The sequence below is a fragment of the Nocardia sp. NPDC059764 genome (assembly GCF_042732555.1).
In the GTDB taxonomy this organism is placed as follows: domain Bacteria; phylum Actinomycetota; class Actinomycetes; order Mycobacteriales; family Mycobacteriaceae; genus Nocardia.
This window is the reverse complement of record NZ_JBHWHH010000161.1, coordinates 1-16,259: the sequence shown is the minus strand read 5'-3', so window position 1 is coordinate 16,259 and position 16,259 is coordinate 1. Positions and strand designations below refer to the sequence as shown.

At 69.6% G+C, this 16,259-nt stretch carries 12 protein-coding genes; all 12 read left to right on the top strand.

Annotated features, from left to right (window positions below):
- Positions 1-364 precede the first annotated feature (364 nt).
- The 12 genes from mraZ to ftsZ all read left to right on the top strand — a co-directional run bounded on the left by mraZ (position 365) and on the right by ftsZ (position 16,212).
- Positions 365-796 (top strand): division/cell wall cluster transcriptional repressor MraZ, encoded by a 432-nt coding sequence (mraZ, locus tag ACFV4K_RS27845; RefSeq protein WP_213560465.1) that lies wholly within the window; start codon positions 365-367, stop codon positions 794-796.
- A gap of 200 nt (positions 797-996) precedes the next feature.
- Positions 997-1,977, top strand: a complete 981-nt coding sequence (gene rsmH / locus ACFV4K_RS27840; RefSeq protein WP_379278872.1) for a 16S rRNA (cytosine(1402)-N(4))-methyltransferase RsmH — start codon at positions 997-999, stop codon at positions 1,975-1,977.
- A gap of 175 nt (positions 1,978-2,152) precedes the next feature.
- The gene (locus ACFV4K_RS27835; RefSeq protein WP_379278871.1) at positions 2,153-2,833 is read left to right on the top strand and encodes a hypothetical protein; all 681 of its coding nucleotides are present in this window, start codon (positions 2,153-2,155) and stop codon (positions 2,831-2,833) included.
- Between the two features lie 46 nt (positions 2,834-2,879).
- Positions 2,880-4,835, top strand: a complete 1,956-nt coding sequence (locus ACFV4K_RS27830; RefSeq protein ID WP_379278870.1) for a peptidoglycan D,D-transpeptidase FtsI family protein — start codon at positions 2,880-2,882, stop codon at positions 4,833-4,835.
- A gap of 167 nt (positions 4,836-5,002) precedes the next feature.
- On the top strand, positions 5,003-6,667 hold the full coding sequence (locus ACFV4K_RS27825) for a UDP-N-acetylmuramoyl-L-alanyl-D-glutamate--2,6-diaminopimelate ligase (RefSeq protein ID WP_379278868.1): 1,665 nt from the start codon (positions 5,003-5,005) through the stop codon (positions 6,665-6,667).
- The gene (gene murF, locus ACFV4K_RS27820) at positions 6,664-8,148 is read left to right on the top strand and encodes a UDP-N-acetylmuramoyl-tripeptide--D-alanyl-D-alanine ligase (protein WP_379278867.1); all 1,485 of its coding nucleotides are present in this window, start codon (positions 6,664-6,666) and stop codon (positions 8,146-8,148) included. Before ACFV4K_RS27825 ends, murF begins: the two co-directional genes overlap by 4 nt.
- Positions 8,145-9,221, top strand: coding sequence for a phospho-N-acetylmuramoyl-pentapeptide-transferase (mraY, locus tag ACFV4K_RS27815; RefSeq protein WP_213560470.1), 1,077 nt, complete (start codon positions 8,145-8,147; stop codon positions 9,219-9,221). Before murF ends, mraY begins: the two co-directional genes overlap by 4 nt.
- A 49-nt stretch (positions 9,222-9,270) precedes the next feature.
- Positions 9,271-10,713, top strand: coding sequence for a UDP-N-acetylmuramoyl-L-alanine--D-glutamate ligase (murD, locus tag ACFV4K_RS27810; RefSeq protein ID WP_379106660.1), 1,443 nt, complete (start codon positions 9,271-9,273; stop codon positions 10,711-10,713).
- A complete protein-coding gene (gene ftsW, locus ACFV4K_RS27805; RefSeq protein WP_379278866.1) occupies positions 10,710-12,239 on the top strand; it encodes a putative lipid II flippase FtsW in 1,530 nt (509 codons plus the stop codon). The genes murD and ftsW overlap by 4 nt, the downstream gene beginning before the upstream one ends.
- A gap of 77 nt (positions 12,240-12,316) precedes the next feature.
- Positions 12,317-13,762, top strand: a complete 1,446-nt coding sequence (murC, locus tag ACFV4K_RS27800; RefSeq protein WP_379278874.1) for a UDP-N-acetylmuramate--L-alanine ligase — start codon at positions 12,317-12,319, stop codon at positions 13,760-13,762.
- A gap of 6 nt (positions 13,763-13,768) precedes the next feature.
- The gene (locus tag ACFV4K_RS27795; RefSeq protein WP_379278864.1) at positions 13,769-14,641 is read left to right on the top strand and encodes a cell division protein FtsQ/DivIB; all 873 of its coding nucleotides are present in this window, start codon (positions 13,769-13,771) and stop codon (positions 14,639-14,641) included.
- 320 nt (positions 14,642-14,961) lie between these two features.
- Positions 14,962-16,212, top strand: coding sequence for a cell division protein FtsZ (ftsZ, locus tag ACFV4K_RS27790; protein ID WP_379278862.1), 1,251 nt, complete (start codon positions 14,962-14,964; stop codon positions 16,210-16,212).
- Positions 16,213-16,259 lie beyond the last annotated feature (47 nt).

Sequence of the window (16,259 nt, the reverse complement as noted above, 5' to 3'; positions counted from 1 at the left end):
GATTTGAGGTGTGGCGTCACGGCGTTTCTGGTTGGTCGAGGATCGGCGTGTCGGAGTCGGTCAGGATTCCCCACACCTCCCCACGGGGGTGCCCCACCCCGCCCCACATGTGCCGGAAATGCACGCTATCTGCGGGTTTGCTGGCGGTTGTCGGGTACCCGCCGGCGCGCGTCGCGCGTGTCGGGGGAACTGCGCGAAATCTTCCCCACCATCGTGATAGCTGGTGTGACCTGCGAAGTTCGCCAAGCGGGGACCGAGATCACCGGCGCTTTCGATTGAAAGTGGGGGAAAGTGGGGTAATGTGGAGCCCGCACTACAGGAGGCCGAACAGTCGAGAGGGTGATCCGGCAGGAGGTGTCGAGACGTGTTTCTCGGGACCTATACCCCTCGATTGGACGACAAAGGGCGACTGACGTTGCCTGCGAAGTTCCGGGACGAGCTGGCGGGAGGGTTGATGGTCACGAAGGGACAGGACCACAGCCTTGCCGTTTATCCCAAGGACGAGTTCACCGCGCTCGCGCGGAGAGCCGCGGCCGCGTCCCGATCGAACCCGCAGGCCCGAGCATTCGTCCGGGCCTTGGCGGCTTCCAGCGATGAGCAACGTCCGGACGCACAGGGCCGGATCATGCTGTCGGCAGAGCATCGCCGCTACGCGAATCTCTCCAAGGATTGCGTGGTGATCGGCTCGGTCGACTTCCTCGAGATATGGGACAAGACGGCTTGGGATTCCTACCTCGCCGAGCACGAGGAGGACTACTCGCAGGCCAGAGACGAGTCGCTGGGCGAGATCTTCTAGCCCGAGCGAGGCGAGTGCCCTGCGGCCTCTGCCCGACGCCGACCCTGACGTACTTCCCCAACGCCAGGTGCGGTGCTTCGGTCAGAGACCACGGGGCATTCGCCCTAATTCGAAGGTCGTTTGTGAAAAAGGCCACCGTCGCGCGCATCCGATGTGGCCGTGCGAATGAACGTGAGGCAGTGAATTCCGGGAGGTCCTAGGTGAACCAGAGCAATGACGGCCCCCGCCATGTTCCGGTTCTCCTGCATCGTGCCGACGAAATCCTCGGTCCCGCACTGCGTTCCGAGGGCGCGGTCTATCTGGACTGCACGCTCGGTCTCGGCGGTCACGCCGAGCACTTCCTGCGCACCTACCCCAACATCAGACTCGTCGGCCTGGATCGCGACACCGCCGCGCTGAAGCTGGCGGGGGAGCGACTAGCGCCGTTCCAGGACCGGATCACCCTGGTGCACACCAGATATGACGGGATCCCCGCCGCGCTCGAACAGGCCGGTCTGCCCGTAAAGGGTTCGGTCAGCGCCATTCTCATGGATCTGGGCGTGTCCTCCATGCAGCTGGACGAGGCCGATCGCGGGTTCGCCTACTCGGTGGACGCGCCGCTGGACATGCGGATGGATTCCAGCACCGGCCCCACCGCGGCCGACGTGCTCAATACCTACAGTCACGGCGAACTGGCCCGGGTGCTGAAAACCTATGGCGAGGAACGGTTCGCGGGCAAGATCGCCTCGGAGATCCTGCGGCGGCGTCAGCGCACTCCGTTCACCACGAGCGCCCAGCTGGTGGAGCTGCTCTACGACACCATTCCGGCCGCGGCCCGGCGCACCGGCGGACATCCCGCCAAGCGCACCTTCCAGGCCCTGCGGGTGGAGGTGAACCGCGAGCTGGAATCGCTGGAGGCGGCGCTGCCCGCCGCGCTGGACGCGCTGGCTCCGGGCGGTCGCATCGTGGTGATGAGCTATCAGTCCCTCGAGGACCGGGTGGTGAAGGTGGAGCTGGCCAAGCGGTCGGCCTCGCGTACGCCGCTGGACCTGCCGGTCGAATTACCCGGCATGGGACCGGAATTCAGGATCCTGACCCGCGGTGCGGAGAAGGCGACGGAGCAGGAGATCGAGGAGAACCCGCGAGCCGCTCCGGTGCGCATGCGGGCGGCGGAACGTATCGCAGGGGAGGACCAGGCATGAGTGGTCGGGCGCGGAGGCGCCGCTCCATCATCCAGCGCTTGCGGAGCGTAACCATGGAGCGCTCCGCTCATGCCTCAGAACGGCACAGCATGAACCAGAGACGACGTGACGGGGCGCGACAGCGCCGGGGCGGCGGGCGGTTCCGGGCCGCGACCCGAGAGATCGGAGCCGCGCTATGACGATCAAGACGCAGGTGAGCCGGGGGGCCCGCCGGGTGCAGGCCGCCGAGCGGGTCAAATCGGGTGCGGCGCAACGGGCCTACGCCCGGCGCCGCAATCGCGAGGGCGGCGTGGAGCTGCCCGGGATGCGCCGCGGCCGGCGCAGTGAATCCATCCCGCGCGGGCGGATGTCCTTCGTGGCCACCATCATCGCGCTGCTGGGCTGCGGTCTGGCCTTGACGCTGTTGCTCACCACCCGCGCCACCGAGGACAGCTACCAGCTCGGCGATCAGCGCCGCGCCAATCAGAAGCTGTCCGACGAGCGCGACGCGTTGCAGCGCGAGGTGGCTGCGGCCGACTCGGCGCCCGAATTGGCCCAGCGCGCCGCCGAACTCGGCATGATCCCGGCCAAGGATCCGGCCCGCCTGATCATCGCCCCCGACGGTCAGGTGACCGTGGTCGGCAATCCGCAGCCCGCGCAGGGCGCTCCGGCTCCCCCGCTGAACACCACCCCGGCCGCGGCCCCGCCCAAGCGGTCGCAGACGCAGGGCGAGCGCGTCGTCCCGGTGACCACCACCCCGGCGGCGCCCATGGCGACCCCGGCTCCGCCGACCACCTCGGCCGCGAATCCCGTTCCGGCGTCCCCGCTTCCGACGCCGCAGAACCCGGCGGTCCAGGCGAACGGCGTGCCGCGATGATCGAACGTTCGACGACGACCACGACGCAGTCGAACGGGGTTGGTCGATGAGCCCTACCCGCGCGGGGCGCGGGCGTGATTCCGGCCGGGGCCGTTCCGATTCCGGCCGGGGGCGCGCCGCCGTCGCACGGGCGAAGTCCGGGTCGGGGCGCGCGGGTTCGGGTCCGGGCCGGCAGTTCAGACCACGGCCGGCTCCGGGACTGGATTCGAGTACGCGGTTCCGGTTCGGGGTGGGCCGACTGGTGATGCTGGTGGCGATCGTCGTGGCCGCCATCCAATTGCTGTGGGTACAGAGCATTTCCGCGCCGAAGCTCTCCTCGGAGGCGGCCAGTCAGCGGACTGTGAAGCTGGCCGATCCCGCCACTCGGGGGCCGATCACCGACCGCTACGGGAAGTCGCTGGCGTTCACCATCGCCGCCAAGGCGTTGACCTTCCAGCCGGTGCGGGTCCGCAAGGATCTGGCCGACGAGCGCGAGACGCAGCCGAAGACCGCTCCGGATCCGGACGACCGACTCGCCGCCATCGCCAAATACCTGCACGAGAAGCTGGGGAAGGACGCTCCCGAGAAGGACATCCTGGCCAAGCTGAAGAGCGACGAGCCGTTCGTCTATCTGGTGCGCAATGTGGATCCGCGGGTCGCCGCCGACATCACGCTGAAGTTCCCGGAGGTCGGGCTCGAACGCCAGGACATGCGCGAGTACCCGGGTGGCGCGCTGGCCGCCAATGTGATCGGCGCGACCGGCTGGGACGGGCACGGGCAGATCGGCCTGGAGTCCTCGATGGACGCGCTGCTGGCCGGTTCGGACGGCTCGATGACCTACGACCGCGGCTCCGACGGCGCGGTGATCCCGGGTTCGTGGCGTGACCGTCAGCCCGCGGTGAACGGTTTCGGCGTGGAGCTGACCCTGGACTCGGATCTGCAGTACTACGTGCAGCAGCAGGTGCAGCAGGCCAAGGATCTGTCGGGCGCGAGCGCGGCCTCGGCGGTGGTGCTGGACGTGCACACCGGTCAGGTGCTGGCCATGGCCAATGACAACACCTTCAATCCCGCGATGGGGCCGCGCTTCTGGTCCACCACCGATCTGGGCAATCCGTCGGTGCAGGAGGTGTACGAGCCCGGCTCGGTGAACAAGATCGTCACCGCGGCCTCCGCCATCGAGTACGGCCTCACGAACCCCGATGAGGTGCTCCAGGTTCCGGGCAGCATCTTCATGGGCGGGGTCACCGTGCACGACGCCTGGGACCACGGCGTCGCCCCCTATACGACCACCGGCGTCTTCGGGAAGTCCTCGAACGTGGGCACTCTGATGCTGGCGCAGCGGGTCGGTGAGGACCGCTACTTCGACATGCTCAAGAAGTTCGGCCTGGGTCAGCGCACCGGCGTCGGCCTGCCCGGCGAGAGCAGCGGCGTAGTGCCCTCGCGTGACCAGTGGTCTGGCTCCACCTTCGCCAACCTGCCCATCGGCCAGGGTCTTTCGATGACGACCCTGCAGATGACGGGGATGTACCAGGCCATCGCCAACAACGGCGTGCGGATTCCGCCGCGCATCGTGAAGGCCAAGATCGCCCCGGACGGCGCGCGCACCGAGGAGGAGCCGCCGGAGGGGGTGAAGGTGGTGAGCCCGCAGACCGCCAAGACCCTGCAGCAGATGTTCCAGGCCGTGGTGCAGAAGGATCCGCGCGGCATCCAGTCCGGCACCGGCAGCCCGGCCTCGATCGAGGGCTATCAGATCGCCGGTAAGACCGGCACGGCCCAGCAGATCGATCCCAAGTGCCGCTGCTACTCCAGCGATCGCTACTGGATCACCTTCGCGGGCATGGCCCCCGCCGACAATCCGCGCTACGTGATCGGCATGATGCTCGACGGGCCTGTGCGCAGCTCGGACGGCAGCGGTGGCGGGTCGGCCGCACCCCTGTTCCACAGCATCGCGTCGTGGCTGCTGCAGCGGGACCGGATCCCGCCGTCACCGCCCACCAAACAGCTGATTCTGCAGGCGAGTTAGAGCAGGGAACGGATGGTCGTGACGCACGCCGCCGCCGATACCACTACCGGCGGGTGACCGAACTGCGCCGTGCCGATCGCACGGCAATCGAACACAGGTAACCTGACACGTCGATCCGGTCGTCCGGATCTTTTCTCCATTTGAAACCCGCCCGTGAGAGGAGCTTCGTGCCCGTCCAGTCGGTACCGCGCAGTGGTGATGGGACTCCGTCGCAGGTGTTCCGGCCCGCCGCACCGGCGGCGACCAGCTTGCGCACGGTCTCGGAGCTGACGGGCGCGACGCCCGCGGGGTCCGCGGCCGGTTTGCAGGACATCCAGGTCACGGGTATCGAGCAGCGGTCGAACGCGGTGCTGCCGGGGGATCTGTTCGCCGGTCTGGCCGGTGGGCATTCGCACGGCGCGCGCTACGCCGCGGACGCGGTGGCACGCGGCGCGGTCGCGGTCCTCACCGATCCGGCGGGCGCGGAGCTGATCGGCGAGATCGCCGTGCCCGTGCTGGTGCACGACGCGCCGCGCACGATTCTCGGCGAGTTGTCCTCGGCCCTTTACGGTGATCCGTCTCGCAAACTGCGCATCATCGGTATCACCGGCACCTCCGGCAAGACCACCACCTCCTATCTGGTGGAGGCCGGGCTCGCCGCGTCCGGGCTGCGCACCGCGTTGATCGGCACCATCGAGACCCGCATCGGCGGGGTCCGGGTGCCCTCGGCGCTCACCACCCCCGAGGCCCCGCAGTTGCACGCCATGTTCGCGGTGATGGTCGAGCAGGGCGTGGACGCCGTGGTGATGGAGGTGTCGAGTCACGCGCTGGCGCTGGGCCGGGTGGACGGGGTGAGCTTCGCGGTCGGCGCGTTCACCAACCTGTCCCAGGACCACCTCGACTTCCACGCCGACTTCGAGGACTACTTCGAGGCCAAGCGCCGCCTGTTCATTCCCGACGGCCCGGACACCGCCGCCGCGTCGCGCCCCTCGGTGGCCGCGCGCACCGCGGTGATCTGCGTGGACGACGAGTGGGGACAGCGCCTGGCGGGCGACGTATCCGACTGCCTGGCAGCCGAATCCGGTGATACCACCGGCCGCCTGCGCACCGTGGCGACCCGCGCGGGCGCGCCCGCCGACTGGACCGCGGGTGCGGCGACCGCCGGGACCGGCGGCACCCAGGAGTTCACCGCGTCGGGGCCGGGCGTCGATGTGGATGTGCGGCTGCGGCTTCCAGGCGCGTACAACATCGCCAACGGGCTCCTGGCGATCGCGGTCTGTGCGGCGGCGGGCGCCGATATCGAGACTTCCGCAGCGGCGCTCGGCGAGGTCGACGTGCCGGGCCGCATGCAGCGGGTGGATAGAGGTCAGGAGTTTCTGGCCGTGGTGGACTACGCGCACAAACCCGCCGCGATCGAATCGGTCGTGGCCACCTTGCGCACGTGGTTGTCCGAACAGGGGACAGGACGTCTGGCGGTTGTGGTGGGCGCGGGCGGTGATCGCGATGCCGGCAAGCGGCCCCTCATGGGTGCGGCGGCGGCGCGCGGCAGCGACCTGGCCATCATTACCGACGACAATCCGCGCAGCGAGGACCCGGCCGCCATCCGCGCCGCGGTGCTCGCCGGGGCCGAACAGGTGCCGGACGCGGAACGCGGTGAGGTCCGGGAGGTCGGGGACCGGGCGGCCGCGATCCACGCCGCCGTGAACTGGGCGCGGCCCGGGGACGCGGTGCTGATCGCGGGCAAGGGACATGAGACAGGGCAGGAGATTGCAGGCGTGAAGCAGCCGTTCGACGACCGTGAGGTACTCGCGGCCGCCCTGTCGGAAAAGACGAGGGACCTGACGCATTCATGATCGAAATGACTTTGCGGGAGATCGCGGAGGTCGTGGGCGGCACGCTGCACGACGTCGCCGATCCCGAGGCGAAGGTCACCGGCTCGGCCGAATTCGACTCGCGCCGAATCGGTTCCGGTGACCTGTTCCTGGCGCTGCCGGGTGAGCGCGCCGACGGCCACGACTTCGCGGCGCAGGCCGTCGCGCAGGGCGCTGTCGCGGTGCTCGCCGCGCGGCCGGTCGGGGTGCCCGCCATCGTGGTGGAGCCCCACCCCGGGAACACCCGCGCCATCGCACTGGCCCACGACACCGACGGCTCCGGCGCGGCGGTGCTGGACGCGCTGGCCGTATTGGCCCGCGCCAGCGTGGACCGGCTGGTGCAGGCCGGGAGCCTGACCGTGGTGGGGGTGACCGGCTCGTCCGGCAAGACCTCCACCAAGGACCTGATCGCGGCGGTGCTCGCGCCGCTGGGATCCGTTGTGGCCCCGCCCGGTTCGTTCAACAACGAGCTCGGCCACCCGTGGACGGCCCTGCGCGCCGATGCGCAGACCCGGTTCCTGGTGCTGGAGCTGTCGGCTCGCGGCCCGGGACACATCAAGGCGCTCACCGAGATCGCTCCGCCCAGCGTCGGCGTCGTGCTGAATGTCGGCACCGCGCACCTGGGCGAGTTCGGCAGCCGAGAGGTGATCGCGCAGACCAAGGGTGAACTGGTCGAGGCGCTTCCGGCCTCCGGGCTGGCGGTGCTGAACGCCGACGACCACCTGGTCGCGCAGATGGCCGGGCGCACCGCCGCCCGGGTGGTGACCGTGGGCCTGGCGTCCTCGGCCGATGTGCGCGCCGCCGACGTCGTGCTCGACGAGCAGGCGCGCGCCCGATTCACGCTGCACGCCAATGGCGAATCGGTCGACGTCCAGTTGGCCGTGTCCGGTGAGCACCAGGTCGGCAACGCCCTGTCCGCCGCCGCCGTCGCCCTCGATCAGGGCGCGGATCTCGCGACCGTCGCGGCGGCGCTGGCCGGCGCGACCGCCGCCTCGGCCCGCCGCATGGACGTGCGCACCCGCGCCGACGGCGTCACCGTCGTCAACGACTCCTACAACGCCAACCCGGATTCGGTCCGCGCCGCGCTCAAGGCGCTGGTCACCATGTCCCGCGCCGGGGCCGAGCCGCGGCCCAGCTGGGCGGTGCTCGGCGAAATGGGCGAACTGGGCGAGGAATCCGTTCTCGAACACGACAAGATCGGCCGCCTGGTGGTGCGTCTGGACGTGGACCGGCTGATCGTCGTCGGTCAGGGTCGTCCGGTGCGCGCCATGTTCCAGGGCGCCGTGCAGGAGGGCTCGTGGGGTGAGGAAGCCATCCACGTGCCCGATATCGACTCGGCCATCGCGCTGCTCGACGAAGAACTCGAGCCGGGCGCGGTGGTGCTGGTGAAGGCATCCAAGTCCGTCGGTCTGTGGACCGTCGCCGAACACCTGATCGGTGCGGAGCAGGAGGCCGCTCGATGACCCAGATTCTCTTGTCGGCCGCGATCGCGCTGACCGTTTCGATTCTGCTCACCCCCGTGGTGATCCGCTACTTCGCCAAGCAGGGCTTCGGCCAGGAGATCCGGGTCGACGGCCCGGAGAGCCACAAGGCCAAGCGCGGCACCCCGACCATGGGTGGCGTCGCTATCATCATCGGCATGTGGGCCGGTTACCTGGGCTCGCACCTGATCTCCATGACCTACGGCGAGCCGGGCCCTTCGGCCTCGGGCCTGCTGGTCATGGGCCTGGCCACCGCGCTGGGTTTCGTCGGCTTCACGGACGACCTGATCAAGCTGCGCAAGCAGCGCAACCTGGGTCTGACCGCGGCCGGGAAGTACATCGGCCAGCTCACCTCGGCGATCGTGTTCGGCGTCCTGGCCTTGCAGTTCAAGAACATTCACGGCCTGACGCCGGGCGACAAGCGACTGTCCTACACCCGCGACATCAATACCTTGTCGATGAGCGTGATCGTCTTCCTGGCGTTCGTCTGCCTCATCGTGGTGGCCTGGTCCAACGCGGTGAACCTGACCGACGGCCTGGACGGTCTGGCCGCGGGCTCGATGAGTCTGGTGCTGGGCGCGTACATGATCATCACCTTCTGGCAGTGGCGTAACTCCTGCTCCGCGCATGCGGTGGCGGGCTGCTATCAGGTGCGTGATCCGCTCGACCTAGCGCTGGTGTGCGCGGCGGGCGGTGCGGCCTGTATCGGCTTCCTGTGGTGGAATGCCGCGCCCGCCAAGATCTTCATGGGCGACACCGGTTCGCTGATGCTGGGCGGTCTGCTCGCGGGCCTGTCCATCACCACCCGTACCGAGCTGCTGATGGTCGTCATCGGCGCGCTGTTCGTGGCCGAGACCACCTCGGTGGTGCTGCAGGTGGCGGTGTTCCGCGCGACCCGCAATCGCCTGTTCAAGATGGCACCGTTCCATCATCACTTCGAGCTGAGCGGGTGGGCCGAGACCTCGGTGATCATCCGGTTCTGGTTGCTGGCCGGTATGGCCTCGGCGATCGGACTGGGCCTGTTCTACAGCGAATACCTCTCTGCGGCAGGGTGAGACAGCAATGGCCGAACATTCTCCGAGGGTCCTGCGGTCGCCGGGGCCCATGCTCGAATTCCTGCGTGGCCGTGATGTGCTGGTCGCCGGGTGGGGTGTCTCCGGGCGTTCGCTGATCGAACCGCTGCGCGACATCGGCGCCCGGCCGGTGGTCACCGACAGCGGCGCCAAGGCGCTGGCCGAGGCCGCCGAACTGGGTCTGGGCACCGCCACCAGCGCGGATCTGCTGGAACCGGATGCGCTGCGGCGCTTCGCGCTGGTCATCACCAGCCCGGGCTGGCGGCCGGATTCGCCAGTGCTGGCGTCCGCGGTGACCGAGGGCATCCCGGTGTGGGGTGACGTCGAGTTCGCGTGGTGGGTCGATCAGGCCCGCATCTACGGTCCGGTCCGCAAGTGGCTGGTGATCACCGGCACCAACGGCAAGACCACCACCACCCAGATGACGCACTCGATCCTGCGCGCCGCCGGCATCCCGTCGGTGGCCTGCGGCAATATCGGGCTGCCCATCCTGGACGCGCTGCGCCGCAATCCCGGCCCGCAGATCCTGGCCGTGGAATTGTCCTCGTTCCAGCTGCACTGGGCTCCGTCGGTCCGCCCCGAGGCCGGGGTGGTGCTGAATGTGGCCGAGGATCACCTGGATTGGCACGGCGGCCTGGACGCCTACGCCGCCGCCAAGGCGCGCGCGCTGACCGGCCGGGTCGGCGTGGTCGGCCTCGACGATCAGGTGGCCGCGGCGCTGGCCCGGAAGTCCAAGGCGCGTCGGACGGTCGGCTTCCGCATCGGCGTGCCCGCCGACGGCGAGCTGGGCGTGGTGGACGGCAAGCTGCTCGACCGCGCCTTCACCAAGGCCGCCATCCTGGCCGAGACCGGCGACATCAGCCCGCAGGGTCCGGCGGGTGTGGCCGACGCGCTGGCCGCGGCCGCGCTCACCCGGTCCATCGACGTGGCCCCGCAGTTCGTCAAGGAGGGCCTGCAGGAGCATCGGGTCGGCCCGCACCGGGCGGCCTTCGTGCGCGAGTTGTCGGGCGTGGAGTTCGTGGACGACTCCAAGGCCACCAACCCGCACGCCGCGCGTTCGTCGATCCTGGCCCACCCCAACGTGATCTGGGTGGCCGGCGGTCAGCTCAAGGGCGCGGGCGTGGAGGACCTCATCGAGGAGTGCCGCGAACACCTGGTCGCGGCCGTGCTGTTCGGGCAGGACGCGGCCGTGATCGCGGCCGCACTCGCGCGACACGCCCCCGATGTTCCGGTGGTGGAGCTGAATTCGGGGGACGATGCTCGAATGGGTGACCCCTTCACCGAGATCGAGCCCGAAGCGGTGATGGCGCGCGCGGTCCGCGTGGCGGCCGGTTTCGCCCATCGCGGCGATACCGTGCTGCTGGCTCCGGCCGCGGCATCCCTGGACATGTTCGCCGACTACACGCACCGCGGTCGCAGTTTCGCGGCCGCCGTGCAGGCCCTGGACGAGAAGGACATCGGGAGAACCGAATGACGACGGCGACGCCGCGGCGGGCCGGGAACAAGGGTCCACAGCGTCTGCGAACCGGATGGTTCGTTGCGTGGCTGGCCCGCCCGCTGGCGTCGTTCCACCTGGTGGTGGCGATCGCGGTACTGCTCACCGTGCTCGGCCTGGTCATGGTGCTCTCGGCCTCCAGCGTGGAGTCCTACGCCGGTGGCGGCTCGGCCTATTCGCTGTTCTTCACCCAGGCGGTGCTGGCCGCGGTCGGCGCGGTGCTGTTCTACATCGCGCTGCGCATCCCGATGCGGGTGATGCGGCAGTTGTCGTTCCCGGTGTTCGCGCTGTCGGTGGTGCTGCTGGTGCTGGTGCTGATCCCCGGCGTCGGCACCAAGGTGCAGGGCTCGCAGCGCTGGTTCGACCTGGGCGTGGTGTCGGTGCAGCCCTCGGAGATCGCGAAAGTGACGCTGGTGGTGTGGGGTTCGCACCTGCTGGCGTCGCGGCAGTCCGAGAAGGCCGGGTACAAGGACATTCTCATGCCGCTGGTGCCGGCCGGACTGCTGGTCTGTCTGCTGGTGGTGCTCGAGCCCAACCTGTCGACCACCATCGCGCTCGGCATCGTGCTGACCTCGCTGCTGTGGTTCGGCGGGCTGCCGCTGCGTATGTTCGTCACCATCGCGGTGTCGGGTGCGGTGGCGGCCTCGATCCTCGCGCTCTCGGCCGGGTATCGCTCGGACCGCATGCGCGCCTTCTTCAATCCGGGCGACGACCCGCAGGGCATCGGCTACCAGGCCCGCCAGGCCATGTATTCCCTTGCCGACGGCGGTATCTGGGGTCGTGGCCTGGGCCAGTCGCGCGCCAAGTGGAGCTATCTGCCCAACGCGCACAACGACTTCATCTTCGCCATCATCGGCGAGGAGCTCGGCTTCCTCGGCTGCGCGCTGGTGCTCGGGTTGTTCGCGTTGTTCGTGTACACCGGCCTGCGGATCGCCTCGCGGTCGGTGGATCCGTTCATCCGGCTGCTGACCGCCTCGGCCACCACCTGGATCACCGGGCAGGCGCTGATCAATGTCGGCTACGTGGTGGGTTTGCTGCCGGTGACCGGTCTGCAGCTGCCGCTGGTCTCCGCGGGCGGCTCCTCGCTGGCCATCACCCTGTTCATGTTCGGCATCATCGCCAATGCCGCCCGGCACGAGCCGGAGGCGGTGGCGGCCCTGCACGCCGGACAGGACGGCCGCTTCAGCCGTCTGCTGCGGCTGCCCACACCCGACATCTACTCGCCCGCCCGGGCCGCGCGCGCCCGCGCCAAGTCCAAGGCGACCGGTAAGCCCAAGCCCAAGCCCAAGCCCAAGCCGAACGCGAAGGTGAAGTCCGCGCCGCAGAAGCGCGCGCTACCCTCGGGGCGGGGCCGGGGCGGCTCGGCGGAATCATCCTCGCGGCGGTCGGTAGATTCGGATTCGGCCCGGCGCACCAGCCGCTCCACGGAATCGTGGCGCAGCACCCGGGCCTGGGAGCCCAACTATCCGATGAAACACGCCAGGGAACGGGGTAATTCGAGGTGACAGTGGAGCGGCCGGACAGTGATGTGGGTACCGCGGAAGCTCACACCGATCTACCCGAGCATCTGCGGCGCGTGCACATGATCGGCATCGGCGGTGCCGGTATGTCCGGTATCGCCCGAATTCTCCTGTCGCGCGGCGGCATGGTGTCCGGTTCCGACGCCAAGGAGAGCCGCGGCGTGCTGGCTCTGCGGGCGCGCGGCGCGCAGGTGCGCATCGGCCACGACGCCTCGGCGCTGGACCTGCTGCCCGGCGGACCCACCGCGGTGGTGACCACCTACGCCGCCATCCCCAAGACCAATCCCGAACTGGTGGAAGCCCATCGGCGCGGGGTGCCGGTGCTGCTGCGCCCGGCGGTGCTGGCCTCGCTCATGCAGGGGCACAAGACGCTGCTGGTGTCGGGCACCCACGGCAAGACCTCCACCACCTCCATGCTGGTGGTGGCCTTGCAGCACTGCGGACTCGACCCGTCCTTCGCGGTCGGCGGCGAGCTCAACGAGGCGGGCACCAACGCCCACCACGGCACCGGCGGCATCTTCGTGGCTGAGGCCGACGAGAGCGACGGCTCGCTGCTGCAGTACGCGCCCGACGTCGCGGTGGTCACCAATATCGAATCCGACCACCTGGACTACTTCGGCACCGACGAGGCCTACGTGCAGGTCTTCGACGACTTCGTGGACCGGCTCGAACCGGGCGGCCGCCTGGTGGTGTGCCTGGACGACCCGGGCTCGCTGGGTCTGGCGCAGCGTTCGGCGGCCCGGCTGGCCGAGGATTCGCGCGGGATCCAGGTGATCGGTTACGGCTCCGGCGATTTCGCGGAGTCCGGGCTGACGGTCGGCGCGCGACTGCTGTCGTGGGAGCCGCGCGATGTCGGCGGCGTCGCGGTGTTCCAGCTCTCCGACGAGTCCGCGCCGCGCACCCTGCGGCTGTCGGTGCCGGGCCGGCACATGGCGCTCAACGCGCTCGGCGCGCTGCTGGCCGCCCGCGCCACCGGGGCCGATCTGGGCGAAATCATCCAGGGCCTGGAAGGTTTCGGCGGTGTGCACCGCCGCTTCCAGCTCACCGGGCGCGAGAACGGCGTGCGCGTCTTCGACGACTACGCCCACCACCCGACCGAGGTGCGCGCGGTGCTCTCCGCGGCGGCCGAACTGGTCGCGCAGGAGGCGCGCGACGGCGCCCGGTCGCGGCCGGGGAAGGTCATCGTGGTGTTCCAGCCCCACTTGTACAGCCGCACCGCCACTTTCGCGACCGAGTTCGGGGCGGCGCTGTCGCTGGCCGACGAGGTCGTGGTGCTCGACGTGTACGGCGCGCGGGAGGAGCCGCTGCCGGGCGTGAACGGCGCGCTGGTCGCGAGCGCGGTCACCAAACCCGTGCACTACCAGCCGGATATGTCGCGGGTCGGCAAGCAGGTGGGCGCGCTGGCGCGGCCCGGCGACGTGGTGATCACCATGGGCGCGGGCGATGTGACCATGCTGGGCAGCCAGATTCTGGACGGGCTGCGCGCACGACCCTCGCACGGGCGGTGAGCGCCGATGGGCTCGGGTGGGGGAGAGCTGGAGCGGTCGGTTCCGGCCGCGGACGACGCCTACGACACGGCCGCGGCTGGTAGCGGCACGCGCGATACCGATTCCGCCGAGCCGGCCGCCGGCGACACCGGGGCCGCCGAAAGCGCGGCGGCCCGCCGGGCCCGGCTCAGACGTGGCCGGGAGCCGCGGGAGTCGCGGATCGCGATCGCCTGGCGGTCGCGCGGGGTGCGGATCGGGGTGCTCGCCGGTGTGGTGGCCCTGATCGGGCTCGGACTGGTCGCCTGGTTCACTCCCATGCTGTCGGTGCGCACGGTCGAGGTCGACGGACTGGCCGCGGTGCCGGAAGAGCAGGTGCGGCAAGCCCTGCAGGTGCCCGACGGCCTGTCCATCCTGCGGCTGGACACCGACGCCCTGGCCGAACGGGTCTCCCAGTTGCCGAAGGTCCGCTCGGTGCGGGTGCAGCGGGTGTTCCCGTCCACGGTCCGGGTGACGGTCACCGAGCGAACCCCGGTGCTGTATTTCGACAGTCCCGATGGCGCCCATCTGCTCGATTGCGACAGCGTGGAATTCGCCATCGAGCCGCCGGGCCTCGGGGTGCCCAAACTCGTGACCGAGCATCCGGGCGGCACGGATCCGGTGACCAAGGCGGCGGTGGCGGTGATGGCCGCCATTCCGATTCCGCTGCGCGATCAGGTCGGCGTGGGAGCGGTTGTGGCCCGCTCGGTTTCGGATATTGCCCTGGAGTTGCGTGACGGTCGCACGGTGCTGTGGGGCGGAACCGTGGATTCCTCGCGCAAGGCCGCGGTGGTCGGCCCCCTGCTTTCCCAGCCGGGCAAGATATTCGATGTTTCGAGTCCGAATCTGGTCACGGTAAAGTGAGCGATACCCATTGGGCCGCCGAAATTTTCGGTGGTTTGCCGGAAGGGCACCGTCGGTTCCGATCCAGGACCGGAGGGCAACCGTCCACGATACGATGCTCGGGTGGGTCGGACGAGGCGAATCACACAAGATTCTGACACTCGTTTCGGCGCGCCTGCGCCCGTAACGCGGTGGCTGCGAATACCGTTCGGCACCAGTCGGATACTTGACATAACGCTGAAGCTATGGTTGAGGGTTTATCGGACCGAGACCATTGTGTCGTTTCATGTCGAGTAACCGAAGACGACAAGCTGTTTCAGATCGAAGGAAGGCGAGAGCCCATGACGCCCCCGCACAACTACCTTGCTGTGATCAAGGTCGTCGGTATCGGCGGCGGCGGCGTGAACGCCGTCAACCGGATGATCGAGCAGGGACTCAAGGGAGTCGAGTTCATCGCGGTCAACACCGACGCGCAGGCGTTGTTGATGTCGGACGCCGATGTGAAACTCGATGTCGGCCGTGAACTCACCCGCGGTCTCGGCGCCGGCGCCGATCCGGAGGTCGGCCGCAAGGCCGCCGAGGACCACAAGGACGAGATCGAGGAAGTCCTCAAGGGCGCCGACATGGTCTTCGTGACCGCCGGCGAGGGCGGCGGCACGGGCACCGGCGGCGCGCCCGTGGTGGCCTCCATCGCCCGCAAGCTCGGCGCGCTCACCATCGGTGTCGTCACCCGGCCGTTCTCGTTCGAGGGCAAGCGCCGCAGCAACCAGGCGGAGGCGGGCATCCAGGCCCTGCGCGAATCCTGCGACACCCTCATCGTCATCCCCAACGACCGCCTGCTGCAGCTCGGTGACGCCGCGGTGAGCCTGATGGACGCCTTCCGCTCCGCGGACGAGGTGCTGCTCAACGGTGTTCAGGGCATCACCGACCTGATCACCACCCCGGGTCTGATCAATGTCGACTTCGCCGACGTCAAGTCGGTCATGTCCGGCGCGGGCTCGGCCCTCATGGGCATCGGCTCCGCGCGCGGCGAGGGCCGCTCGGTGAAGGCGGCCGAGGCGGCGATCAACTCGCCGCTGCTGGAAGCCAGCATGGACGGCGCGCACGGCGTGCTGCTCTCCATCGCGGGCGGTTCGGATCTGGGCCTGTTCGAGATCAACGAGGCCGCCTCGCTGGTGCAGGAGGCCGCGCACATCGAGGCCAACATCATCTTCGGAACGGTGATCGACGACTCGCTCGGCGACGAGGTCCGGGTCACGGTGATCGCCGCCGGCTTCGACGGCAGCGGGCCCGCCCGCCGCATCGAACCCGCGGTCAGCCGGTTCCCCGGCACCCAGTCGAGCACCGCGAGCGCCAGCGCCGGAAGCGTCAGCCGCACTACCGAATACACCCCGGCTCGCGCGGTCGAGCCGGCCGCGCGCCCGGAGCCCGCGCCGGCGCAGCCGATCGCCGAACGCGGTCCGGCCCCGTCCTACAGCGCGCCCCGGCCCGTGGTGGACCCGACGGTGGCGAGCAACAATCGCGGCCACATCCAGCCGCCGGACACCGACGACTACGAGGTCGACGTGCCGGACTTCATGCGGCGCGGCTGACACCGCGCTGTCACGGAACGCGATTCGAACGCGCCCGCCCGAGAGGG

Bases quoted from the DNA above. Each gene is read 5' to 3' on its own strand.
- ACFV4K_RS27835 (WP_379278871.1), top strand. From the start codon at position 2,153: ATGACGATCAAGACGCAGGTGAGCCGGGGGGCCCGCCGGGTGCAGGCC.
- ACFV4K_RS27830 (WP_379278870.1), top strand. From the start codon at position 2,880: ATGAGCCCTACCCGCGCGGGGCGCGGGCGTGATTCCGGCCGGGGCCGT.
- murF (WP_379278867.1), top strand. From the start codon at position 6,664: ATGATCGAAATGACTTTGCGGGAGATCGCGGAGGTCGTGGGCGGCACG.
- mraY (WP_213560470.1), top strand. From the start codon at position 8,145: ATGACCCAGATTCTCTTGTCGGCCGCGATCGCGCTGACCGTTTCGATT.
- murD (WP_379106660.1), top strand. From the start codon at position 9,271: ATGCTCGAATTCCTGCGTGGCCGTGATGTGCTGGTCGCCGGGTGGGGT.
- ftsW (WP_379278866.1), top strand. From the start codon at position 10,710: ATGACGACGGCGACGCCGCGGCGGGCCGGGAACAAGGGTCCACAGCGT.
- murC (WP_379278874.1), top strand. From the start codon at position 12,317: ATGATCGGCATCGGCGGTGCCGGTATGTCCGGTATCGCCCGAATTCTC.
- ACFV4K_RS27795 (WP_379278864.1), top strand. From the start codon at position 13,769: ATGGGCTCGGGTGGGGGAGAGCTGGAGCGGTCGGTTCCGGCCGCGGAC.
- ftsZ (WP_379278862.1), top strand. From the start codon at position 14,962: ATGACGCCCCCGCACAACTACCTTGCTGTGATCAAGGTCGTCGGTATC.